Source organism: Microcoleus sp. B6-A1 (genome assembly GCF_036705085.1).
Lineage (GTDB): Bacteria > Cyanobacteriota > Cyanobacteriia > Cyanobacteriales > Microcoleaceae > Microcoleus.
Genome location: NZ_JAUBTU010000058.1, coordinates 19841 through 46316 on the forward strand (window position 1 = coordinate 19841; position 26476 = coordinate 46316).

15 protein-coding genes are annotated in these 26476 nt (G+C 45.1%); 10 read left to right on the forward strand and 5 right to left on the reverse strand.

Features of this window, described 5'->3' with window-relative positions; translation table 11 throughout:
* Positions 1-398 precede the first annotated feature (398 nt).
* The 3 genes from QUB11_RS20530 to QUB11_RS20540 form a co-directional block, all read right to left on the reverse strand.
* Positions 399-1373 (reverse strand): diguanylate cyclase, encoded by a 975-nt coding sequence (locus QUB11_RS20530; protein WP_333391570.1) that lies wholly within the window; start codon positions 1371-1373, stop codon positions 399-401.
* A 10-nt stretch (positions 1374-1383) separates the two neighbouring features.
* Complete coding sequence (locus QUB11_RS20535; protein ID WP_333391572.1) at positions 1384-4479, reverse strand: response regulator; 3096 nt, start codon at positions 4477-4479, stop codon at positions 1384-1386.
* Positions 4480-4605: 126 nt separating this feature from the next.
* The gene (locus QUB11_RS20540; protein WP_445300860.1) at positions 4606-10095 is read right to left on the reverse strand and encodes a PAS domain S-box protein; all 5490 of its coding nucleotides are present in this window, start codon (positions 10093-10095) and stop codon (positions 4606-4608) included.
* Between the two features lie 569 nt (positions 10096-10664).
* Here QUB11_RS20540 and QUB11_RS20545 point away from each other — a divergent pair.
* The 4 genes from QUB11_RS20545 (at position 10665) to QUB11_RS20560 (ending at position 15126) form a co-directional block, all read left to right on the forward strand.
* Entirely contained in the window at positions 10665-11027 is a 363-nt protein-coding gene (locus QUB11_RS20545) for a hypothetical protein (protein WP_333205814.1), read from the forward strand.
* A gap of 89 nt (positions 11028-11116) precedes the next feature.
* Positions 11117-12385, forward strand: a complete 1269-nt coding sequence (locus QUB11_RS20550; RefSeq protein WP_333391577.1) for a transposase — start codon at positions 11117-11119, stop codon at positions 12383-12385.
* A 180-nt stretch (positions 12386-12565) separates the two neighbouring features.
* Positions 12566-13963: a magnesium transporter gene (gene mgtE / locus QUB11_RS20555; protein ID WP_333311579.1), complete on the forward strand. Its 1398-nt coding sequence runs from the start codon at positions 12566-12568 to the stop codon at positions 13961-13963.
* 239 nt (positions 13964-14202) lie between these two features.
* Positions 14203-15126, forward strand: coding sequence for a hypothetical protein (locus tag QUB11_RS20560; protein ID WP_333391579.1), 924 nt, complete (start codon positions 14203-14205; stop codon positions 15124-15126).
* A 204-nt stretch (positions 15127-15330) separates the two neighbouring features.
* Here QUB11_RS20560 and QUB11_RS20565 read toward each other — a convergent pair whose 3' ends face one another.
* Both QUB11_RS20565 and QUB11_RS20570 read right to left on the reverse strand, forming a co-directional pair.
* The gene (locus tag QUB11_RS20565) at positions 15331-15849 is read right to left on the reverse strand and encodes a hypothetical protein (protein WP_333205817.1); all 519 of its coding nucleotides are present in this window, start codon (positions 15847-15849) and stop codon (positions 15331-15333) included.
* Between the two features lie 20 nt (positions 15850-15869).
* The gene (locus tag QUB11_RS20570) at positions 15870-16952 is read right to left on the reverse strand and encodes a ParM/StbA family protein (protein ID WP_333041971.1); all 1083 of its coding nucleotides are present in this window, start codon (positions 16950-16952) and stop codon (positions 15870-15872) included.
* Positions 16953-17274: 322 nt separating this feature from the next.
* Here QUB11_RS20570 and ftsH2 point away from each other — a divergent pair, with 322 nt between their 5' ends.
* From ftsH2 to QUB11_RS20600, 6 genes are all read left to right on the forward strand, one after another.
* Entirely contained in the window at positions 17275-19161 is a 1887-nt protein-coding gene (gene ftsH2 / locus QUB11_RS20575) for an ATP-dependent zinc metalloprotease FtsH2 (RefSeq protein WP_333205819.1), read from the forward strand.
* Between the two features lie 133 nt (positions 19162-19294).
* A complete protein-coding gene (locus tag QUB11_RS20580; RefSeq protein WP_333205820.1) occupies positions 19295-19705 on the forward strand; it encodes a hypothetical protein in 411 nt (136 codons plus the stop codon).
* A gap of 234 nt (positions 19706-19939) precedes the next feature.
* Complete coding sequence (locus tag QUB11_RS20585) at positions 19940-21229, forward strand: aminopeptidase P N-terminal domain-containing protein (RefSeq protein ID WP_333205821.1); 1290 nt, start codon at positions 19940-19942, stop codon at positions 21227-21229.
* Between the two features lie 239 nt (positions 21230-21468).
* Positions 21469-24396: a PAS domain S-box protein gene (locus QUB11_RS20590; RefSeq protein WP_333205822.1), complete on the forward strand. Its 2928-nt coding sequence runs from the start codon at positions 21469-21471 to the stop codon at positions 24394-24396.
* Positions 24397-24401: 5 nt separating this feature from the next.
* Positions 24402-25313, forward strand: coding sequence for a response regulator (locus tag QUB11_RS20595; RefSeq protein ID WP_333205823.1), 912 nt, complete (start codon positions 24402-24404; stop codon positions 25311-25313).
* A gap of 76 nt (positions 25314-25389) precedes the next feature.
* On the forward strand, positions 25390-26476 hold a 1087-nt coding region (locus tag QUB11_RS20600; protein WP_333205824.1), incomplete at its 3' end, for a transposase.

The window sequence follows — 26476 nt, forward strand, 5'->3', positions numbered from 1 at the left end:
CCTCTCAGGTTTAGGTGTGATGAGCTGTACTGCATCGTGTTTTCCCGCTGAGGCGCTAAAGTCTGCAAGCTGTTTCCCTATCTGGTTTTCAGTTTACTCTTTCTCGGTTGAACTCACGTTTAATAAATAATGCTTATGGCGCTCCAATCGGGAGCATCTCATATTTGTAAAAACACTTCTTCTGGCTCCTGAATTCTGACTCTTTCCTCCGGGCTTCGGGCTCCGGGCTCCTAACTCCAATTTTGGGCTTGGCTGCTTTCATTGAGATGCTCCCCTCCGATATCGCAGTTCTCAATAAAATGAGGTACACACCGCTCGCAACTGATGCCCACGGAGGCCACGGAGGCCTATGCCCGCGAGAGCACCTCATGTTACTGAGAAAGGCTATATCGCTGTTCTCAAAAGAACGGTTGAGGATTTAAACAGCGTTTGGTGAGTTTATGCTCGTACATCAGTTTATCAGCCTTTGCCAGCAATTGTTCTAATAAAACTTCATTATTTAAATCCCCAAACTGCACACCAAGACTTATTGATATATAAGCTCGCTCGGACTGTTGATTAAAGCGATCTATATTGTCTTGCAGCCGAGCATGAAAATTAGTAGATGAATCACCAGAAAAGTTAGGAATAAATAAAGCAAATTCATCTCCTCCCAGTCGAGCAACAATATCCGCCTCACGAAAGGTTTGCTTCAATATTTGAGCTGCGTCAACGATTACTCGGTCTCCCATTTCGTGTCCTAAAGTGTCGTTAATCTTTTTCAAACCATCTAAGTCAGCGAACAAAATAAAATAAGATGTTTGCGTGCGCCGAGCAATTTTTAATTGTTGATCTGCTAATAAAAAGAAACCCCGTCGGTTATATAATCCAGTTAATTCATCGGTCACGGATAGCTGCCTTACTTCTGCTTCTGCCCTCAGACGTTCCTGGATTTCGTGTTCTAAACGTTGATTTTGTTCGAGCAGTTGTTGGCGTTGCTGTTGGATGAGTAATTGATTTTTTACTCGCATCAGCACTTCCTGCTCTTGAAAGGGTTTGGTAATATAGTCTACGCCACCCAGTTCAAAGGCTTGTACCTTGTTTTCCAGTCGTTCGAGCGCACTGATAAAAATAACCGGGATCTCAGCACTCGCTTCCGATGCTTTTAACTTTTGGCAGACTTCGTACCCATTCATCTCCGGCATATTGATGTCAAGTAAAATCAGACTCGGTGGGTCGCGATGAACACCTTGGAGTGCCATTCTGCCGTTGAGGGCTTTACGCACAATATAGCCCTGTGACTCTAGAATTTTGGCTAACAAGCGCAGATTGTCTGGGGTATCATCCACGATGAGAATATTCGTTTGGGCGGCAAGTTTGAATAGAGTTGTCATGGTCTTCTTCCTAAATCTGGGTGAGAGTTGCGATCGCTTCAAGCTGAAAGTTATCGACCAGAGATTTCATCGCGGCAATGAAATCTTGTTTCTCCTTGGGAATTTGAGCGATAAGTTCATAAAGCTTATTATCACTAAGATCGAGTGCTGCTTCATGAACTTCTGCAATCCACTTGGTTGGCATGGTTTTCAAGTCGGGAATAAATATCTTTGGTGGCGAAGCTGATGAGTCTGGCTGAACTTTTTCGGCGTAGCAGTAGCGGACGCCCAAGTGATGAGCTATTTTGTCGAAAAGTGTGTCTTCAGTAAAGGGCTTGGCAATGTAGTCATCGCAACCGACTTGCAGGCTGGCGATACGATCGTCTTCAAAAGCATAGGCAGTGAGGGCAATGATGCGTGTAATTTGTCTTTTGTCCTGTGACATTTGCCCTGAGTTATCTGCTGATGACTCATGACTAATGACTAATGACTGTTGTGCTCGAATCTGTCTCGTCGCTTCATAACCATCCATGACAGGCATTTGAATGTCCATCAAAATCAGGTCAGGGTGCCATGTTTGCCAACGATCGATCGCCTCTACCCCATTTTCCACCGCACACACATCAAACCCAACTGATTCCAGCAGTGTTACCAGCAGTTGCCTATTTTCTGCAACGTCTTCTACTACTAGAATTCGGTAGATAGGTTGCCCAGGTTCGATCGCGATAATCCGATCGCTAATTTCAGGTTCCTCTACATCAACGGACTCTGGTAGCTCCAAAACGACTTGGCAGGTAAAAGTCGAGCCTCGATCCAGGGTGCTTCGCACGGTGATATCGCCTCCCATCAGACGCGCAAACTCACGACTGATAGACAGTCCTAAACCTGTTCCTCGATCGTGACGATCGCGATTGGTTTGCATGAAAGCGTCAAAAATTGATTCTAAATCTGAGGGGGAAATGCCAGATCCGGTATCCTCAACTTCGAGAGACAGGGTAATAGTGGGTTTAATATCGGATGGATTAGTGGCGCGATCGCGATTTGTACCGGATGGCATATCATCTGATGAAAAAGCTCGTCCGCGCAGGGCTATGCTTCCTGTTGTTGTAAATTTGATCGCGTTCCCAAGCAGATTAATCAAGATTTGGCGAAGTTTTGCTTGATCGCCACAGACATAACGCGGGACAGTAGCATCCCACTCGCTGCTCAAATATAACCCTTTCTCAGACGCTTTGAGGGTGAACATCTCGTTAATAGAACCCAGTAGTCGATGCAGATTAAAACAGCTTGTACTCAGTACCAATTGCCCTGCTTCAATCCTAGACATTTGCAAAACATCGTCGATCAATGTCAGCAGGTGTTCTCCACTACGGGTAATGATGCCTAAATGCTCTTGAAATTCTTCTGGGATATAGGGGCTGCGGTTCATAAGCTGGGTAAATCCCAGAATGGCGTTGAGTGGCGTTCTGAGCTCGTGGCTCATGTTGGCAAGGAACTGGCTTTTGGCCCGGTTGGCTATGGCGGCCCTTTCTGCAGCGTGTTCTAGGGCAGCTTGCGAAAATTCTAACACCGCCAGCATGAGGATATGTCTCATTTCGGCGGCCGCTTCTAACTCTGCAATCTGCCACGGATAAGACATCTCCCGCACTGTCTCTTGCCACAGTTCAAAGGATCTGCGGGGACACAGGTACATTTTTCCAATTTCGTCGATCGAGACAGCATCCTGTGGATTACCTGCCCAGTTTACGGTTTGAATTTGTTCAGGTCGGAACCAAAGGATATGGTATGACTTTTGTTTGGCGTAGCATAGCAAGATTGAGATTGCTAAAACACCGCTAGCTCGATCTTTGAATTGCTTCGCTTGGGGATACAACTGAGAGAAAGAAGCTGTTGCAAACACTCGTTCTTTGTTCTGTTGCAGCAACCACTGCACGAGTTCGTCAACCTCAGCTTCAGATGGTGTTTGACCCACCAATGTCAGACGACCATCGAGCAGAATTGCAGCTCCATGAGCATGAACTAAATCTAGCAATTGAGAAGCATTTTCCGTCAATACCTGTTCGATAAAATTAGAATCTCGCCGGAATGCCTGCTGAAGTTGATCCTGAATAGTTTTCGCCTGCGATCGGTAAACCTTCAATTCTCCCTCTTGCTGATGCACCAGTTCGATCGAGGCAAATTGTCCTAAAAATTCACAGGTTTTGCGAGTTTCGTAATCTACCAATCGCGGGCTGTAATGGTGACAGGCAATTAATCCCCACAGGCGCCGATCGTCAATTAACGAAATCGTCAGTGTCCCAGCCACTCCCATATTCTGCAAATATTCAATGTGGTAGGGAGATACTCCCCTTAACACACAAGCACTTAGATCCTGGGGCGTATTGGTTACGGGATGGTTGGTGGGAATTAGGCGAGCCGGGGTGTAATTGATATTGGGAATTTGGCGAACCCAATTTCTGTAAAACAATTTGCGGGCGGGTACGGGAATATCGATCGCCGGGTAATGCAATCCCAAGTAGCTTTCTAGATAACTTTCTTTCTCTTCAGCAATCACCACCCCATGATCATCGGCTTCAAAGCGATAAATCATCACGCGATCGAACCCGGTCAGGGCTTTCACTTCTCTAGCAATGGTTTGAGCTAAATCAGAAAGACCGAGCGCAGTGCGAAAGTTGAGGATAACTGTTTGCAGACGATGATAAAAATCGATTGAATGATTATTTTCAATCGTCAATTGGGGTTCGAGTTCCAGAATCAACTCATCTGGTAGCTGATGCAGTGTGCTTCTATATCTTTGAATCGTGCCGTCTTTGAGAGGGATTTTTAGATCGAAACCCTTATCAATGTTTAGTTGTTCTTGAGCTAGACACCTAACAATTTCTTGTACTCGATCGTGACCCAATAACCCTGGCAATGGCTGACCTAGCAATTCTTCTGCCGAAATCCCAAAAAACTGTTCTACATTTTCACTGACTTGTAAAATATTGAGGCTTTTTTCTTGCATCAATAAAACGATTCCGTTTGGCTGAATATGACCGGGCGCATACACGGATTCTTCACTGCATTCCTCTAAACTTTTTAAATTTAAAGGAGTAACTTGGGAAAATTTTGGTGTTTTATGAGGCATCTTAGAGCAGTAATTATCAATAAAAATTCCCGAAGTATTTTTCCACAATTACCAACAATTAAATTTAATTCTTGTTGGCTGTTCCTAATTCCCTAGTCCTAATCAAACGTTTAACTGTACAACAGCTTATAAATCCAATGGAGGAATTCCACTTGGGAAATGGTCTTGAATTAGATTAAGAATTTTTTCAAATTGATACTGGTTGGCGAGTTCCGTCAGATAAGTACCCAATTGAGCGAGTTCTGAGGAAAGTTCAGCTACTAGTTCAATGATCCCAACATCATCCCCACATAAAGCAGCATCTTCCAACTCAACCACCCATTCTTTTGGTAATGTCGCCAGAAGCGTTGGATCGAGGGAATCTGGAACCCCAGAGGCAACAGAAAAGAGGTAAGAAGGAAAACAATCTGTTCCCCGTTTCCCCTTTTCTGTTTCCTCTTCCTCATATACATACTCTAAACCTAGGTATTCCGCCATCTTAAGAAATAGGGTCTGTTCCCGGAAGGGCTTGCTGATGTAGTCGTTGCAGCCAGCAGCTAAGGCGAGGGCGCGATCGCTCTGGGAAGCCTGGGCCGTAAGTGCAATAATGATACTGTTCTGTCCGTCTTCCATTGCCCGAATTAGCTTGGTAGCCTCGTATCCATCTAACACGGGCATCCGAATGTCCATCCAGGTTAGGTCGGGTTGCCATTGTTGCCAAATCTGCACCGCTTGCTGTCCGTTGGTAGCTTCTTTTACCTCTAATCCTAATTGTGTCAGTAATCTGACCATTAGCAAGCGATTTTCTGCTTGATCGTCAACCACCAAAATGCGACGCTCCGGTTGACTGGGAGCCAGCCCAATCACGAGGCGATTATTCTCTTCGGGTGTAACATTTACTCCACTGATGGGGCTGACGGGAAGGGTAAAAGTGAAGGTACTCCCCTCTCCCAGAGTGCTGCTGACAGCAATTTTTCCGCCCATGAGTTCCAACAATTTGCGGCTAATGGTTAGACCTAACCCAGTACCGCCGGTCGATCGCTTCCCAGCTTGGGCTTGCACAAACGCATCGAAGATGGTATCGAGTTCGACCGATGCCATCCCTACACCTGTGTCAGCGATTACAAACTGGAGAATCGGCCGAGTTGTGGTTAATGCCCCTGTACCGTTCGCCTCAATGCTGACTTGCAAAGTAATGCTTCCCCGATCGGTAAATTTGATGGCATTACTCAGCAGATTGAGCAAAACCTGGCGCAGTTTTTGAGCATCGACAAGCATAAATTGGGGAACTTCTGGCGCAATCTCGAAACAAAGGTGAAGTCCTTTAGAACTTGCTCGTTCCGCCAACATATTTCGGAGGGAATGCAGCATCGCAATTAAGTCTAATCCGCTTTGTTCAACTGTGCAGTGTCCCGATTCAATTTTCGAGAGATCCAACACATCGTTAATCAAACTCAAGAGGTGATCGCCACTGCGACGAATTGTTTGCAGGTCTTCTTTTTGGTTCGGAGTTAGGCAGGAGTCATGGGCCATCACCTGAGCAAATCCTAGAATCACGTTGAGGGGAGTGCGTAATTCGTGGCTCATATTGGCTAGGAAGGTACTTTTTGCCAAGTTCGCTGCTTCTGCGGCTTCCATTGCGTGCTGCAGTGCCAATTCTTTTTGTTTGCGATCGCTGATGTCTTTGTGCGTTCCAATCATCCGTAAAGGCTTACCATCTTCATCGTAGGCAACGACTTTCCCGTAGTTAGCGATCCACTTCCACTCACCTGACTTGCAACGCACACGATAGTCAAAGGCATACTTAACTGAGCTATTTTGCAAGTGACTATTCAGAGACTCAAAAACCCATAATTTATCATCAGGGTGAATCATTTGCTCCCAGACGTTCACATTCATCATTAACTCACCAGGCTTGTAACCCAGCATCTCCTGGTAGTAGGAATTAATGTAAACTTCTCCAATTTTAATGTCCCAATCCCATAGTCCATCTCCAGAGGCTTCTAGTGCCAGCATTAAGCGTTCCTCACTCAGTTGTAAAGCGGTTTCAGCTTGATGCTGTCGCGTCACATCGATCGCCACACCACCTACTAGCATTTGCCCAGATAAGTCGGGGATGAGAAATTTGTAAACCAGAAACTCACCCAGGGTTCCATCTTGACGGGAGGCAATCTCAATCGTTTCCATTACCTCGTAGGTTTGAGCAACCGTTTGGATATTGTCTAGAAATTGTTGGGCGATGGCGGCGGGGTAAAGTTCAAAAATGGATTTTCCAATCACATCGTCAGTGGGTAACTCGAAGGTATTGAGATAAGTCTGGCTGGCATAGAGCATTACACCATTTTTATCGGTAATCCAGGCAGGGGCAGGGCTGTGATTCATGAAGGCTTGGAAGCGAGTTTCACTCTCTCGGAGTGCCTGTTCTGCTTGTTGGCGTTCCGCTTCGTTGCGTTTGCGATCGCTAATATCCCGGCAGATACAGAAGTTCATCATCTCACCTTCTAATTCCACCCGGTTCCAGCTAATTTCCACGTCATATACAGAACCATCCTTGCGGCGATGTCGCGTTTCAAACAGCGGAATAACCTCCTCTCTCTGGAGCATAAGTTGTAGTTCTTCCCTCGTCCATTCAGCATCCCAATTAAACAGACTCAGATTCAGGGTTTCTTCTAGGGTGTAGCCCAGCATTTGAGCAAAACTGGGACTAGCTTCGACAACTTTTCCGACGCAATCCATGACAACAACACCGTCCAGTGAAGTGTTGAAGAAGGTTTTACTCCGCAAGAGTTCCTTTTCTAGTGCAACTTCGGCTTTTTTGCGATCGCTAATATCTTTCATGAAGCAGTAATGCCCCATAAATTGGTGCTGTTCGTCGTAAGTTGAAATCATCACCAATTGCTTATAAAAAACCGAACCATCTTTACGAACGCCTCTGGTTTCAACTTCAACTCTGCCCTCTTGCACCATCAGCCAATAGGCTGCCACCAGTTTTTCCAACTCATCGGGATGTACGGTTTTTTCCCAGGACATCCCGATCATTTCTTCTGGCTGATAGCCTGTCACGTCAGAATAGGCTTTATTGGCATATAGGTAACGCCCTTGTACATCCAGTTTGGAAATGCCGGACACTGCATTTTGCATCACCTCACTCATTTCTCTAAGCTCTGCTTCTGCTTGTTTGCGATCGGTGATATCTTCAGACAAACAAAGTAGGTACTGGGGCTGATGGCGATCGTCGTAAATGGGAATCTTCACCGTATGGAGCCAACGTTTACCCAGACTATGACTATCGATGATTTCTTCAGGAATATCCTCAGCAATGCCCTTGAGAAAGACTTCTCTATCCTTTTGCTCGAAAAATTTTGCCTGTTCTATGGGGAAAAAATCATAGCCACTTTTGCCAATGATTTGTTCGGCTGAAATCCCAAATAAATTTTCGCTAGTTTTATTCCAAAACTGAATGAAACCAAAATTTTTAGGATGTACATCCTTGACAAAAACCGCAATCGGTAAATTATCCAACAGTGCTTGTAAGAAATTGCGAGTTTTTTGGATTTCCAGCTCTACTTTTTGGCGCTTGCTAATATCAATAAACGTAACTATAACTTGTTTAATTTGACCGTTTTGATCTAACTCCGGGTAGGCATTAACTAATACCCAAACAAAACTATTAATTCCTTTTTTAATTCCTAAAACATGATTTTTGAGGGAAGTTCCCGTGGATAAAACCTGATTCACGGGATATTCCTCTAGGGGCATCACGCTGCCATCTTCCCGCACCAAATGCAATGCCGGATCGCTCACGGGTTTTCCCAGCATTTGATCCATTGAAAACCCTAGTAATTCAGCGGCTGTTTCATTACATAATTGGAGGCAGGTATCTGTCCCATGAATCACAAAACCCGCATTTAAGTTATCGATCAATTGCCTATATCTGGCTTCGCTTACCAGTAAAGCAACTTCAGCTTGCTTGCGCTCCGTAATGTCGGTGTGAGAGCCAGCCATCCGAATTACGTTACCGGCATCATCCCAAAGTGCCTGACCACGATCCAAAATCCATTTGTAGGAACCATCTTTGCAGCGAACGCGATGTTCTGTAATATAAAAAGGAGTTTTCTTGGCAAAATGGTCTTGAACGGCTTGCATCACCCATCCCAAATCATCGGGATGTATCAGATTAACCCATTCGTCTACAATGTTTTTGATTTCATGGTCTTCATAGCCCAGCATTTCCTTCCAGCGACTAGAAAAGAAGACCTCATTGGTTTGAACATTCCAATCCCAAATGCCGTCATTATTCCCGCGTACAGAAAGTTCCCAGCGTTCTTCACTTTGACGTAGTGCTGCTTCTGCTTGTTTGCGGTCAGCAATATTCCGGGCAATCTTTGAGGCTCCAATTATATTCCCTGTTTCGTCTTTAATGGGGGAGACACTAATCGAGACATCGATTAATGTTCCATCTTTCCTCAGCCTTTTTGTATCGTAGTGTTCGATGCGTTCTCCTCGCTGGATTTTGGTGATAATTTCGTTTTCCTCATCTCGATAGTCTGCGGGAATCAGTTTTCTCCCTGATTGCCCTACTATTTCGGCCGCTGTATAGCCAAAAATTTTTTCTGCTCCTACATTCCAACTTGTAACTACACCCTCTAAATCTTGGCTGATAATGGCATCTTCCGAAGATTCAACGATCGCAGCTAGTCGAGCGATCGCAATTTCTGCCTGTTGTCGCTGGTGAATTTCCCATTGCAACTGATGATTGGCTTTTTTGAATTTATCGACTTTGCCATAACTAACTTGTGCGAGATACACGACCAAAATCAGCAGCCACACTAAAATTAAGCCACCAATTAACACAACTGTTGGCAAATAAAAATCTTCTTTTCCTACTAAATATAAGTTGGGATAAATATCTACTCGCCACTCTGCACTATAGGCTCTTATTACAACTGTTTTAGGCCGTGAATGAGGAGATAAAAACTCTTGACCGTAGATCAAATTTGTGCCATCATATATAGCCACCTTGTACGCAGGAGGCACTTTTAAAATACTGTCAAATAGAGTTTTAAACTTAAAAACTCCGACAATAAACCCATCAAACCGCTCCCCTACAAATAAAGGAAAACTTGCTAGAAATCCTTGACCCCCTTGAGCGAGGGAAACATTGCGAGTTAACATAGGTTGACGCAAATCACGAGCCACTTGCAAAGTGATTTTGCGACGCAGTTCCTGATTAAGATCTAGGTTTTGCGCTGCCTCATTCCCAGCCAGTGGCACAATCGATCGCACTTTAAATGATGGATCGACTAATGCGATCGCCTGATAACCGTAGAAATCCTTTACATAAGCATCAGCATCGGCTTCCCAAAGAGCCTTTGGTGTACCGCCATTGGCTTCCCAGCGATTCGCCATCTGCCGAAGTGTCAGCATCCGAATTGATAATTCTTCGGTCAGTTGTGCATGAATCGCATTGGCTTCCTGCTGAATTAACTGCTCAATGTGAATTTGTCCGTTGAGGGTTAGCTGTTGCCACGTAAATAAAACAGCAAGAGAAGCCACCACACCAAGCAGAAGAGGTAGCAATCTTTTAAGTGGTCTTTGGCATAAGGTTATCATCAGGTTGAGTCGAGTGATAGCCATAAATTAAGCGCTCTCTGAATAGAGCTGCCTTCAATTTAATGGGCGATAATTTCAATTTAATTATACAACACAGCAAAGTTTTGAGCGTGAAAACCCGTTAACGCTAGGACAATCTCTAAACTTGATCAGCCCTAAATAGAAGTGTTAAATTATACCTATAAAGAATGTTGTTCTTTAAGCCCTAGCTGTCTAACTAAATTTAGAGAGGGCGATAAGCTAGATCTGTTCAGATTGTAAATAGGTATTGTTTGCCAACAGTGGCGGCAAAACCAGTAGATTTGATGCTCGCGAACGTGACGGAGCATTTGATTCGAGCAGCAGGGGCAGTGTGTCATAAATACCTATTTTTTAACTAAGGGGTATTTCACTCTTGTTGCAAAGTGCTGTAAGCTCGCTTGAAGCAACGATAACAAGACCCTATACAAAAAAAATAAAGATTTGGTAAAGAAGACAAAATGCTTAAAAAAAAGATACAAGTTTAAACAATTTGTAATAATATTAGGAGCGCAGAGAATTTTTATCCCACAATACGCACATTGTTACACACCTTGTAATGTCAAATCTGTTTATTGAGAATTGTACACTATTCAGAGGCAATTTATGAAGGTATCACGGGCAGAGAGTCGGGTGTAAAAGATGCGGTATCAGGAACAATCGATGCCTTCGCTAGCGACGGAATGCTGTTAGTAGGAGAAGCGCTGACACAGGGTTTAACTCAAAGCCAATATTCTGTTATACCGGAGCCGCCTTTAACCTGCATTTCTTACTGCATGATCCTGCCAGCAAGCGACACTGAATGGAAAGAAACAGTCAATAATTATATTCGCAATCAAAGTTCGACGAATTTGTTGGAAAAAGTGCTGGGGCGCAATTCTCCTTTCCTACCGATGAGTGTCGCCGATCAAGATAAATGTATTGTAAAACTTCATTGAGTTTGTAGGCAATTGTAGACAATAATGGTATCATATAGCCATGAGTGCCAACTAATGAATAAGTACAACTCAAAGCACGGAAGTCTCAGATGCAACTAACGGAGAGGCATATTATTAAATCAACGGAACACCGTTTCGCTCTTATTGACCAACTAGCTTTCAAATCCAAAAATCTGTACAATGCTGCTAACTACGTCATTCGTCAGAACTTTATCTACGGATGGGGCTATATCAATTACAACGAGATGAACCGATTGATGAAGTCTCACGAAGCATATAAGGCTTTGCCTGCTAAAGTTAGTCAGCAAATCTTGATGGTTCTAGATAGGAATTGGAAGTCGTTTTTTGAAGCCGTCAAAGCTTACAAAGCCGACTCTTCTAGATTCACGGGTCACCCAAAGTTGCCAAAGTACAAAGATAAGCTTAAGGGGCGAAACCTTCTCGTCTACACGATTCAGGCGATTAGCAGCAAACAGTTGAAAAGCGGAATCATCAAACTTTCCGGTACTGAACTTTCAATTAGAACTAAAGTTGATCCTGACCAGATTTGTCAAGTTAGGTTGGTTCCGAAATGTGATTCCTATGTGATTGAGGTAATTTATGATGAGCCGGAGTCCAGCGCCAGCGACGACAAATTCGTAGCCGGTATTGATTTAGGACTGAATAATTTAGTGGCGCTAACTTCAAATCAACCGGGATTTATTCCGCTGTTGATTAACGGGCGACCGTTAAAATCGATTAACCAGTTCTATAATAAGCGCAAAGCGAAACTGCAATCCCAATTGAAAGGGTGTCGCAAAACCTCATCACGCATTCAGCGACTAACTCGCTGTCGCAATCAGAAAGTAGACAATTACTTGCATCATGCGAGTCGCACTATTGTCGATATCTTGACAGCGCAACAAATAGGGACGCTAGTAATTGGCAAGAATGCCCAGTGGAAAACCGATATCAATCTTGGAAAGCAGACTAACCAAAACTTTGTCAGTATTCCTCACGCTCGATTAATTGAAATGTTGGAATACAAAGCTTTCTTGGTTGGAATCAAGGTGATCGTGCAGGAGGAATCCTACACGTCCAAAGCTAATTTCTTAGGCTTAGACCCAATTCCTGTTTACGGAAAAATAGAAACAGAACCTGTATTTACCGGAAAACGAATTAAGCGAGGTTTGTACAAAACATCGAGTAATCAGTTGATTAATTCTGACGTAAACGGTGCTTACAACATTCTCAGAAAAGCAATCCCAAATGCGTTCAGCGATGGGATAGAGAGCTGCGTAGTTCAGCCGAGGCGGGTCAATCCGCTCAAAGTAAAAGCGAAGGGGGAGGGGCTGATGCCTCCCATGTCATTGCAATAAATGACTATACTTTTACCAGCTATTTGAACCCAAATCGGGCAAGGTTTTCGCCGCGCACCAGAAGAATAGCGGTAAGGTGCGGATCTTGTCAGGGCAAGTCCGATCGCTGCAACCAGTGGCGTCAATACGCTCTAAACTGGATTCAGGAAGGCGCGCAGCACAGGTTTAGGAGGGTCATCAGTGACAGAAAAAAGTTATCAATCGTCTTCTCTACCCACCTACGCGCGAAAAGAACTGCGGGAATTAGTTCGATCGCAGTTAAGGGCCCTGTTGGAAGAAGGAGACTTTAAAGGAGCAAAAGCGATTTTGCACCCGGTGCAGGAAGCAGACATAGCTGAAGCTATCGAAGGCCTGCCAGAAACCATGCAAGTAATAGCTTTCCGCTTGCTTTCCAAAGACGAAGCAATCGCAGTCTACGAATATCTCGACTCCAGCGTTCAGCAGTCCCTCTGCGAAAAATTCAAACGCCAAGAAGTCATTGACATTGTAGACAAAATGTCACCGGACGATCGAGCTAAACTGTTTGACGAACTGCCGGCAATATTAGTCCGTCGCCTGTTGGGTGAATTGAGCCCAACGGAACGGGAAGCTACGGCTCAACTTTTGGGTTACGAAGCCAGTACCGCCGGTCGGATTATGACCCCGGAATACATTTCTCTCAAAGAAAGCTTTACCGTCGCCCAAGCTTTAGACCGAATTCGCTCTTTGGCTAAAACTACCGAAACAATTTATTCTCTTTACGTCACTGACGCCGGACGCAGCTTGACAGGTATTTTATCCCTGCGGGATTTAGTCACTTCGCCCCTCGACAAAACCGTCGGCGAAATTATGACCCGCGACGTAGTTTCTGTTCAAACAGGAACGGATCAAGAAGAAGTAGCTAGGCTGATCCAGCGTTACGATTTTTTAGCTGTGCCCGTTGTAGACCGCGAACAGCGTTTGGTCGGCATCATTACAGTTGACGATGCGATCGACATTTTAGAACAAGAAGCAGCCAAAGATATTTATACCTTGGGCGGCGTCCAGTCCGGCGGCGACAATTATTTTCAGACCGATTTAATCACTGTTGCCCGGAAAAGGGTCGTGTGGCTGTTTGTTCTGCTTTTAACTAATACTGTCACCGGTGCAATTATTAGAGCTCAAGAAGATATTTTGAACCAAGTAGTCGCCTTAGCAGCTTTTATTCCCCTGCTGACTGGCACTGGAGGCAATGTCGGAGCTCAGTCCTCAACAGTTGTAATTCGCGGTTTGAACACTGATGAAATTACAGCAATGGGGCCGTTTCAAGTAATTGTTCGCGAGGGGATGGCGGGAGCGCTGCTAGGAGCTATATTGGGGACTGTAGCGACGGGCTGGGCTTATACTTTGCAAGGGAGTTTAGCAGTGGCACTCGCGGTGGGAGTGAGTTTGTTTGCGATCGCAATTTTAGCTTCTATTGCCGGTTCAGCTCTGCCGTTTCTATTTCGTTCTTTGGGTTTAGACCCCGCTTTAATGTCTGCTCCCTTTATTACCACCGCAGTTGATGTCCTTGGGGTCTTGATTTATTTCACTTTAGCTCGACTAATTTTGCAGCTTTAATATATTTAATTACATGGCTGTGAATAAAAAACTTAATTTGTTTTTCACCACTGCTAAATTCGGGGTCGCCGTCCGATTCCATACCGGATATCTGCACTCGCGCTTACTTTATTTTTATCCGCATACTGGCACCAGTTGAAAAAAAGAATGCCAGTATCGGCCCTTGCTCCCAACTCCGAGCTTCATCAGTCATTCCAAATCTAAAATCTAAAATCTAAAATCTAAAATGGTATTAGCCTATGTCATCATCCAATTCACCCACCAAAATCCAAAATCCCAAGTCGAGCAATTGGTTAGAAACTGCTGAAGTGGTTTTTCTTGCTGCCTCTGCTGTGGGATTGGCTGCTAGTTTGGTTTGGGAACAGAGCGTTTATGCTCAAGTGCCTGTAGTGATTTCATTGGTGTTGAATTTTGTGAACCGGCAGAAGTTGCACGGGCAAGTTAAAGCAAGTACGGCGGCAACGTTCGATCGCGTAAATCAACAAGCAGCTACTACCGATCGCGCGATCGAGCAATTGCAACTTGCTGTAAATGCTTTAGACGAAGCTCTTTCTCAAACATCTCGCGAAAATCTCAATGTTGGGCCTGGAGAAAACGTACACTCTCTAATTTCAGCAATTGAGAACCTGCGCCAGCGACTAATAATTTTAGAAAAAACTATTAAAATGATTCAAAGCGAGATCGAACTCACCAGCCGCCAATTCAAACAGCGACCGGAGTTGCAACAAATCGAAACTTTGACAACAATAATTCTGGACTTGCAGCAGTTTATCAACGAACTGCCACAGTGGGGCAATTTGCAGCAGCGCCAGCTAACTGAACTTCAGCAAAAAGTAGACAATGCTTTGGCTGAGATCTCAGAAGAAATTGCTGCGATTCCCAACCGCGTGCAAGAGGCGCTAGCTAGTCGCGGTGGGGAAATTAACCCACAGCTTGGTTCTGGTTTGAATGCCGAGCAAAAGAATGGTTATCGACCTAAAACCCAGAATGAGAAAATTCGCCAGAAATATCCCAGAGCTTATGTTAAGTGGAGTCAGGATGAAGACGAAAATTTGAAGAAAGAATATGCTAGCGGTCAACAAATTGACGAATTAGCTCAGAGATTTCAGCGACAGCCTAGTGCCATTCGTTCGCGCTTACAAAAATTAGGCTTAATCAAATAATGGGAATTGGTAATTGGTAATTGGTAACCACAGAAAACAGAAAACAGACAACAGTCAACAGTCAACTGACAACTGACAAATAACAAAACGATCGCCCTTTTTTTTCAAAAGAGCGATCGCTTTGTTTCTGTATTCAGTACCGGCTGCTAACAGCGGGCCACTAACATTACATCTCAAGGCTTTATAGCCTTGGTCTACCTCATTTTAGAAATCTTGGGGTAACAAAGAACTTAAACGCTCCAACAAAGGATCGGAATTCCGAGGAGGAGCAACTTCAGCATCAGGCACTACATTATCATCCGCCACAGACTCAGACTCAATCGGGCCAGGCTCTACTACTTTTGAAACTTGGGCAAAAGAAACTTGAGCAAACTTACTGTTAACACTCCCCTGCAACTGATCCAACTGCGCGCTGAGTTGACTCAGTTGATGTTCCAGTCCCTCCAAACGGCTTAATTCCTCTGCCGAAACATTGTGCTCAAACTCAGCAAATTTTACCACAAGTTCAGCAATACGCTGTTCCAACCGTTGAAAGCTCTGTGTAGAGCTAGCAGACTCAGATACAGACAAAAACTGCCACAAAGCTTGCTTGCAGAGATTGCTGAAAGTCTGATACTTCGTGAAAGCCAACTCTTTTTCAATAGCGGCCAGCAAAGTTTGATCCGCAGCATCTTCCGTAAACGCCACCGAGAAATTCGCCTTATTTTTTGCCCACAGTGCCATAGGGTTCAAGCCTTAATGCGTTACTTTATCGTGGCTAGCTGAGCCTCAGCATAAATAAACTGTCCCAAAGCATTAGCTTTCCGGGAAGGCTGAGCCAAGTGAGCCTTAAGATTGGCGTCTTTAAGCAAAGGTTGCAACACCTCCCAGAAAAACTCGCCGCCACCGCCAGTCAGAACCACATCCGTCACACGTTCGGGCAACCACTGCACCAAACGTTCGGACAGTTCGTTAGCGAAAGCCTCCCGCAAATCCTTAATAATCGGATCTAAATTAGTCGGCTTAGTCGCTCCTCTGGGACGGTAAAAACGCTGGCCTTCGGGTTTATTCACCGCTTCCAGTAAAGACAGAGATTGAGGGTCTGCCCCCGGAATCTTTGAGGCAACTTGTTCGTAGAACTTGTTCATTGCGAAGGAATCGCTCTTTGAAGCCGCCCGGGCAAACCGGAAACGATCGACCATTAACAAATCCGTAGTTTGGTGTCCGATATCTACAACAGCCACCGACAGTTCCGGCAACTCCGGCGTAAACTCCTTGTTATCTTGAGCCTCGCACCAAATCAGGCTGCCGAACCCTTCCGGCATCACCCAAACGTGACTGATGTTAATATCCACCCGCTCGCCCCGGTACACCACAACGTGGGGAGAGCGCAGTTGGCTGATAATCTCTTCCTTTTCCTTCTCAAACTGATCCTGCGAATAAAACGGCAAACCCAGCACAACTGCTATTTCGCCTTTCATCTGGAAATATCCAGCACAGGAAAAGACCTTAACCAAAGCATCTACTACTTTCGATTGGTCGGCGCCACCGAGATTAGCGCCAAAATCTGCTGCCAATTGACCTATAGCGTAGCCCTTGCCCTGGTACTCCAGCCACATATCCAACAGAGGGTCTGTTGCTTTGGACTCAAAGCTGCCGCCCCGCACCTTTTCTACGGGCATAGTAGCCACGTTGGCAGGGATGAAAACAACGCTACTCGGGTTGCGACTCACGCAAGCTTTAGTTGCCGTCCGACCCAAATCAGCACTAATAATCGATTTGTTAGAAGCGACTTTAGTCTGCTGGGTCAGCATAGCCGAATTAGGAACAAGCTGTCTAGTTGTCATTGAAATGTGTTACCTCACTGAGCCTCACCATTATCATGCCTTATCCCTTGACACTGCCACGCTTAAAGACAGTGGGTTTTGCGGCGATTCTTCTAACTCTACCTAGATCGGTATCGAAATCAGCACCAAACATTATATTCGGGACGATCGCCCTTACCGTAACTAACCTAACTTTTTCTGGAGCGATCGTCCTCGAAGCTCTGTTGCCTGAGAGTGCATTGTTAAGTTAAATTTAGTTAAGATTCTGAGTGTAAACTTTTGTCGCACTTCTCCGACACCGCGATCTTACCCGATCTGTCCCCAATTCAAGGCATCCGCATTTATGAAAATTTCTTGGCGAACTATACTACTTTGGACTTTACCCGCCTTAGTCATCGGCTTTTTCTTGTGGCAGGGGGCCTTTGCGCCATCCCCGGCAGAAATGAGCAAGAACACCGCCAGCACCCGCCTGAGCTACGGTCGATTCTTAGATTACTTAAACGCCGGTCGAGTGACCAGCGTTGACCTTTACGACGGAGGCCGGACGGCTATTGTCCTAGCAGTCGATCCCGAACTGGACAATCACGAGCAGCGGTGGCGGGTAGACTTGCCCTCAAATGCCCCGGAACTGGTTTCTAGGCTCAGAGACTCCAAAATCAGCTTCGACACTCACCCACTACGCAACGACGGTGCTGTCTGGGGACTTTTAGGCAATCTAGTATTTCCCCTGTTGTTAGTAGGAGGGCTGTTTTTCCTCTTCCGCCGCGGTGGCAACGTGCCAGGGGGCCCTGGCCAAGCCATGAACTTTGGCAAATCCAAAGCTCGCTTTCAAATGGAAGCTAAAACAGGCGTACTGTTCGACGACGTAGCAGGCGTTGAGGAAGCAAAAGAAGAACTACAAGAAGTAGTGACATTCCTCAAAAAACCCGAACGCTTCACCGCAGTCGGGGCGAAGATTCCCAAGGGCGTGCTGCTAGTGGGCCCTCCCGGAACCGGTAAAACCTTGCTGGCAAAAGCGATCGCAGGCGAAGCCGGCGTGCCTTTCTTCAGCATCTCCGGTTCGGAATTTGTGGAAATGTTCGTCGGTGTCGGCGCTTCCCGCGTTCGGGACTTGTTCAAGAAAGCTAAAGAAAATGCTCCTTGCATCATCTTTATCGATGAAATCGATGCAGTGGGCCGCCAGCGCGGCGCCGGTATCGGCGGCGGTAACGACGAACGGGAACAAACCCTGAACCAGTTGCTGACCGAAATGGACGGTTTTGAGGGCAATACTGGCATTATCATCATTGCTGCTACGAACCGCCCCGACGTACTCGACTCAGCGCTGCTGCGTCCGGGACGTTTTGACCGCCAAGTGAGCGTAGATACGCCGGATATCAAAGGCCGGTTGGAAATTTTGGAAGTTCACGCGCGCAACAAGAAGCTGTCTCCAGAGATTTCTCTGGACGCCATCGCCCGCCGCACTCCTGGTTTTACCGGCGCTGATTTGGCTAACTTGCTCAACGAAGCTGCTATTTTAACCGCCCGCCGCCGCAAAGAAGCGATTACGATGCTCGAAGTTGACGATGCAGTCGATCGCGTGGTAGCAGGTATGGAAGGCACTCCTTTGGTGGACAGCAAGAGCAAGCGCTTGATTGCTTACCACGAAATCGGCCACGCGATCGTCGGTACAATCATTCAAGCCCACGATCCAGTTCAAAAAGTTACCTTAGTTCCTCGCGGACAGGCCCGGGGCTTGACTTGGTTCATGCCCAGCGAAGACCAAGGTTTGATTTCTCGATCGCAAATTTTAGCCCGGATTAGCGGTGCCTTGGGTGGCCGCGCAGCCGAAGAAGTAGTTTTCGGCGATGCCGAAGTAACCACCGGTGCCGGCAACGACTTACAGCAAGTAAGTGGTATGGCACGCCAAATGGTGACTCGCTACGGGATGTCTACCTTGGGCCCGATCGCCCTGGAAGCTCAGCAAAGCGAAATTTTCCTCGGCCGCGACTACACCGCGCGATCGGAATATTCCGAAGAAATTGCCTCTCGGATTGACGGACAAGTTCGAGCAATTGTCGATCACTGCTACGACGACGCCCGCCGAATTATTCGCGAAAATCGCACCGTGATCGATCGCTTAGTCGATTTGTTGATTGAAAAAGAAACCATCGACGGCGAAGAGTTGCGCCTAATTGTCTCTGAATACACTTTTGTTCCTGAAAAAGAACAATACGTTCCTCAGCTTTAAGACTTGTTTAAACATTAGGGACACGGCATTGCCGTGTCTTTAAAAAGTAGGGACGCAAAACTATTGCCACGTCCCTACTTTTTTATTAAACTGTCAATAATATTAAACCGCCCCTAAACGCCAATTAACGCAGATGAATACTACATTTGCCCTACATACTAAGAATTCGCCATTTTTTTTAATAGCAGCTTTTATTTTTGTTGGTGTCAATACTTTGAGCGCCCGCGCCGAAAAATCAAGATGTTTTGTAGATATTTGCATCGACTCCAGCAGCGTTGAATTAAGCAAATCCGATATTCCCGGTGCTCCCTCTTATCCAGTCAGAACTATTTTAGTAACTCAACAGTTTAGTAACGATAAATTGTTGGCGCAAATGGAAGTTGACTGCCAGCAACGACAGTTGAGAACTGTCAGAGTTAGCCAAGATGGCGAAAATTGGTCGAATTTCTCTCCGAAATGGACTTTAGTCGATGGCCACTCATCTTTGTCTCGGCTGGTTGACTATACTTGTCAATTGGCGATCGCAGAACAAGAGAATAAATAAGTATAGCCTTTCTCAATAATATGAGGTGTACGCTTGATAAGCGGGCATAGGGCATAGGGCATAGGGCATACCTCACCAAGATTGAGAACTGCTGTAGACCCAGAAAAAAAACAGATCACCTATATCTTCAACGCTGGGCTTGCGGGTGCAAGTTTGACAGCGCTTGAAACCGCCGAGTGTTAATATTACACTCAATCTACAATCTAAAATCTAAAATCTAAAATCTAAAATCGGATGACAAACCCCACCGAATATCGGCAAAGACGCGAACAGTTAATGGCAAAAATTGGCAGCGGGACGGCGATATTTCGCAGCGCGCCCACTGCCGTCATGCACAACGATGTAGAATATGCCTACCGACAAGATAGCGATTTTTTCTACTTAACCGGTTTCAACGAAGCTGCGGCGGTAGCAGTGCTCGCGCCACACCATGAAGAACACAAATTTGTTCTGTTTGTGCAGCCCAAAGACTTGGAAAAAGAAACTTGGCACGGTTATCGCGCCGGAGTTGAAGGGGCTAAAGAATTGTACGGCGCGGATGAAGCTTTCCCGATTAATGAACTTGCGGAAAAATTGCCGAAATATTTAGAAAAAGCCGATCGCATATACTATCACTTCGGGCGCGATCGTACTTTCGACCAAACAGTCCTCAATCACTGGCAGCGCTTGATGGCAACCTACCCAAAACGCGGCACAGGCCCGACAGCAATCGAAGATTCCAACATCATTTTACACCCGATGCGGCTGGTGAAAAGCGAAACAGAATTAGCATTAATGCGAAAAGCCGCTAATATCTCAGTTGCAGCGCACAACCGCGCCCAAGAATTCGCCAAACCGGGCAGATACGAATATGAAATTCAAGCTGAAATAGAACATACTTTTGGCTTAAATGGCTGCACTCCGGCTTACCCTTCAATTGTTGCATCCGGTTACAATTCCTGCGTCCTCCACTACATCGAAAACAACCGCCAAATGCAGGAAAACGATTTGTTGCTAATAGATGCTGGTTGTGCTTGCGGGTACTACAACGCCGATATTACTCGCACCTTTCCTGTTAGTGGCAAATTTACAGCCGAACAACAAATAATTTATGACTTAGTTTTGCAAGCACAATTGCAGGCAATTAGTCAAGTATATCCCGGAAATCCTTACAGCAAAATTCACGAAACAGCGGTGCGCGTTTTGGTGGAAGGTTTAATAGATTTAAAACTTTTGGTGGGGGACATTGAAGAGATAATTAAAGAAGAGAAATACAAGCCATTTTATATGCACCGCACTGGTCATTGGCTGGGATTGGATGTGCACGATGTCGGCGTTTATCAGTACGGGGAAAATTCGCAAGTTTTGCAGGCAGGACAAGTGCTGACGGTGGAACCGGGGATTTATATTTCTCCTTATATTAAACCCGTTGAAGGACAGCCGGAGGTTCCTGAAAAATGGCGCGGTATTGGCGTGAGAATTGAAGATGATGTTTTGGTGACGTTGGAAAGTCATGAAGTCTTGACGGCGGGAGTTCCTAAATAATTGTTGACTGTTGACTGTTGACTGTTGACTGTTGACTGTTGACTGTTTGAACAATACCGATGCAACCGGAAAGCATATAATATCAAATCCAGTAGCATCGGAATTCTGAGCGGGCTATATCATCCAGATATATTATTCCGATGCAACCGTCCATGATATAAGTTGGCACTGAAGGCTTGAGCTTTGTTAGTATTGGCTTGAAAAAGCTCAAGTCCGCAACTGCCAAACAAAGAGCGCTTATGTGTATTGATCCTACCAAGATCGATCGACCTATGGAAACCTGCGAAGCATTAGTAGCAGAGCAAAAAGCAAAAATTCGGCAACTAGAAGAGGATTTGCAGCAGCAGAGAGAATTGTGCCAGAAATTAGAAGCACAACTCAAAGCAGTCGAGAATGCCGACTCTTCGGCTTCCGTAACTGAATTTGATATCAGTGAGGACGATCGCATTCGGTTAATCGCATCTCTGGAAAAAAGCCAGGAAATGTACCGAACTCTCATCAAACATTATCCGAATGGCTCGGTGTTTTTGTTCGATCGCGATTTGCGCTATACTCTGGTTGACGGCCAAGGTTTGGCAGCAGTTGGTTTGTCCAAAGAACAGTTGGAAGGCAAAACATTGTGGGAAGTATCGCCACCTGAAGATTGGTCACTTTTTGAGGCTAAATATCGCGCGGCTTTGGCAGGAGAAGAGAATACTTTTGAATATAAATACCGCGATCGCGTTTATTCAACAACAATTTTTCCAGTCAAAAACGACCGGGAAGAAATTTTTGCAGGAATAGTAGTTACTCAAGATATTACCGAAAAGAAACAGGCAGAAATAGCGCTGGAAGAAATCACAAATCAGCTCGAAATTAAATATAAAAAGCGCACTGAAGAGTTGAAAACAGCCAACGATCAATTGCAGGAAGAAATCCTCTCTCGCTGGCGCGCCGAAAAAGCTCTGCGGGAAAGCCAGGAACAGCTAGAATTGTTTTTTTCTCAATCTTTAGATGGCTTTTTCTTTATGATGCTGGACGAACCAGTGCACTGGGACGATACAGTTGACAAAGAAAAAGTTTTGGATTACGTATTTACTCACGGGCGGGTAACGAAGGCAAATGATGCTTTGATAGCTCAATACGGGGGTATTAGGGAACAGTTTATTGGCCGCACGCTTGACTGTTTATTCTCCGACAACTTTGCTGGCTGCAGAGAGATAATCAAGCAATTTTTTGATGCTGGCAGAATCCACATCGAAAATGAGAATCGCACGTTTGACGGAGTTCCAGTTTGGATAGAAGGCGACTATATTTGCATTTACGATTCCCACGGCAGAATTGTGGGCTATTTTGGCGTACAGCGCGATATTAGCGATCGCAAAAAAGCAGAAGCAACCCTCAGAGATAGCGAAGAACGCTTTCGGGCAACCGTCGAACAAGCGGCAGTCGGAATTACCCACCCTGAAGCAACAGGCCGCTATTTGCGAGTCAATCAAAAATTCTGCGAGATAGTGGGATATACTGCGAGCGAACTGCTGTCGCGAACTTGGATGGACGTTACTTACCCAGAAGATATAGATGTAGATTTAGAACAAAACAAGCAATTATTTGCCGGGGAAATTGACAGTTTTAAAATGGAAAAACGCTTGCTGCACAAAGACGGCAATGTAGTTTGGGTAAATATTACAGTATCGCTAATCAAAGAACCGCTGAGCGGGGCAGTTTACAATGTAGTAGTGACAGAAGATATTAGCGATCGCAAAGCAACCGAAGCAGCGCTGAAAGAAAGCGAAGAAAGGTTCCGACAGCTAGCAGAAAACATTGAAAGCGTGTTTTGGATGGTAAACGTTGAACCCCAGAAAATTATTTATATCAGTCCGGCTTACGAAAAGATTTGGGGCAGAAGCTGCGCTAATTTGTATGCTAACAGGCGCTTTTTTGCAGATTCCCTCTATCCAGAAGATCGCGAGCGCGTTATGGCTAATTTAACTAGACAAAGTGAGTATGAAGACGAGATAGAATATCGAATTGTCAGACCGGACGGCAAAATTCGCTGGATTCGCGATCGGGCTTTTCCGATTAGAAATCAATCTGGTAAAGTTTACCGCATCGTGGGCATTGCAGTAGATATTACCGCACGAAAACAGGCAGAAAAAACCATCCGCGAAAGTGAAGAACGCTTCCGCCAGCTAGCAGAAAATATCCAAGATTCCGTCTGGCTAATGTCTGCGGAATTCACAGATTTATTGTATCTGAGTCCCGCTTACGAACAAATCTGGGGGCGCAGTCGCGAAGAATTGTATGCTGATCCCTTAAAAATGATGAAGTGGGTGCATCCAGAAGATAAACACCTGTTGGAAGAGGCAATGGGGCAAGTGTTGCAGGGCGAGTCCACCAATACCGAATATCGGATTTTTCTGCCAGACGGCACAGTTCGCTGGGTGTGCGATCGAGCTTTTCCCATTTACGACGAATCGGGCAAAATTTACCGCATCGCCGGTATTTGCGAAGATATCAGCGATCGCAAATTTACCGATGCCCGCATCCAAGCAGCACTCCGCGAAAAAGAAGTATTGATCAAAGAGATTCACCACCGAGTCAAAAATAATATGCAGGTAATTTCCAGCTTGCTGCAACTTCAAGCTCAATATATTGAAGACGAACCGACGCTAGCTTTATTTGAAGAAAGCCAGACCCGTATCCATTCAATGGCTCTGATTCACGAGCAACTGTATCAATCCGAACATCTCGATCGCATCGCCCTTCCCCCCTACGTCGAAAACTTAGTTGCTAATTTGTATCAATCTTTTGGTTGCGGCAACACTGCCATCCAATTCAATCTCAACCTTGACCCAATTTATTTAAATATAGAAACAGCCATTCCTTGCGGTTTAATTATTAACGAGCTGGTTTCTAACTCTTTAAAATATGCCTTTATCTCGAAGTTAGATGGTGAAATATCTATTAGTTTTCATGAAATAGATGACCACCAATTTCATTTAACTATTCAAGATAACGGTCGCGGATTTCCGGCGGATTTTGACGTGGAAAATACTGAAACATTAGGATTGCGCTTAGTGAAAATGTTGGCTTACCAATTAGAGGCGAGTATTGCCATTGACAGTCAGTGTGGAACCTGCTACACTCTAATTTTTAAAGAGTTAAATTATCGGCGACGCCTTTAAAAAAAATGAACCCTATACAAATTTTGGTTGTAGAAGACGAAGTTATTGTAGCCCAAGACATAGCAGGTCGATTAAAAAAACTGGGATATTCAGTAACAGCTACAGTTTCTTCAGGAGAAGAAGCAATTCAAAAAGCGATAGAAAGCCCCCCCGATTTAGTGTTGATGGATATCGTGCTTAAAGGTGACATGGACGGGGTAACAGCGGCCGAAAAAATCCGAACTAAGAGGAATGTGCCGACAGTATTTTTAACAGCTTATGCGGACGATAAAACGCTGCAAAGAGCGAAAATTACAGACCCATTCGGTTATATTATCAAACCATTTCAACAAAATGATTTGCGGGTGGCGATCGAGATTGCCATGCACAGACACAAAATCGAAACCAAGATGCGAGAATCTCTCAAAGCCGCCGAAGCAGTCAGAGAGTCGGTGGAAGAAAAATCGCACCGCCAAAACCAGTATATTTCAATGGCAGCTCACGAATTGCGGAATCCCCTCAACGCGATTTTAATCTCTGCGGAACTCCTAGAGCTCGATCGAACTCGCAGCAGTGACGAATCCCAAGTTAGAACCCTGCGATTGGTGCACTCAGCTACCCAAAAGATGAACCAGCTAATCGATGATATGCTATTCATGGGCAGAGCCGAAGCAGGTCAACTCAAATGCAATCCATTACCGATAAATTTAGTCGAATTTTGTCAAGACTTGCTCGCTCAATTGCAGTTAGGAAATGAAGCCAAGCACAAACTAACATTAATCCCCTCAGATGTTACCAGTGCAATATTAGATCAACAATTGCTGCACGGCATTATTTCTAACTTAATCGTCAACGCCATCAAATATTCCCCCAACGGCGGGCAAGTCACCTTGGAATTGGAATACCGTCTAGGGCGTCGGTTCAGTATTATGACTTGACAAAAAAGACTGAAAATGATATGTGAATTGAGAAGCCTGTTAAATTCTCCTCGATCGGGAAAAAGAAAGAAACCTTATGCGTCCTCCCTTATGGCATCCTCCAGTTGAACTCTCAGACGCTGAAGCGTCGATCGTCAAACGCATTAAACGAGCCAAGTTATTCACGTTTCTTCGATTGAATCGTTCATTCATATTTAATGATGAGTTTCAAGAAGAACTTGCTACAATTTTTAAAGACAGCACAGTGGGTCAGGGTCCAGTTCCTCCTGCACAAATTGCCTTGGCAATTATTCTGCAAGCCTACTTAGGCATTTCTGATGATGAAGTCATTGAAGAAATGCTCATGGATCGACGTTGGCAGTTAGTTCTCGATTGTCTCAATTGTGAAACTTCCCCTTTTAGCAAAGCCACTTTGGTTCGATTCAGAAATCGCTTAATTAAAAAAGAACTAGACCAACGTTTAATTGACCGCACCGTAGAAATTGCCAAGCAAAAAGGTGGGTTTGGCTCATCTCAACTGAAAGCGGCTTTAGATTCTTCACCTTTATGGGGAGCTGGGAAAGTCGAAGATACATATAATCTATTGGGTCATGATGAGCGTAAGGCGGTGAGTGTGATAGCTGTTGTGCAGGGGCGGGAGCCAGCAGAAATTGCCCTGGAAGCAGGTGCACCCATCCTGAATAGTTCCAGCTTAAAAACGGCCTTAGATTTAAACTGGGATAATCCAGTAGAGCGTCAAAATGCACTCTTAGTCATCCTAAATAGCTTAAATTCCGTAGAAGAATGGATGCAAAGCCAGCCCGCTCGTGATGAGTTTGAAGTGGCTCAAGAGACTCTGGATGTTGCCCGAGTCATTGAATCCCAAAATGTGACTTTAGACTCTCAAGGATTTCCTAATCTTGCTAAAGGGGTGGCCAAAGATCGTCGCATTTCTATTGAAGACCCCGATATGCGGCATGGGCGTAAAAGCCGCTCTAAAAAAATAGATGGATATAAACGTCACGTCCTCAAAGATTTAGAGAGTGGTGTAGTTTGTGCCGTGGCGTTGACACGCGCCAATACTCCAGAATCCGCTGCTACAGTTGACCTAGAACGTGACTTAAAATTTCAAAATATTCACCTAGCCGAGTTACATATTGACCGGGCTTATTTATCTAGTCATT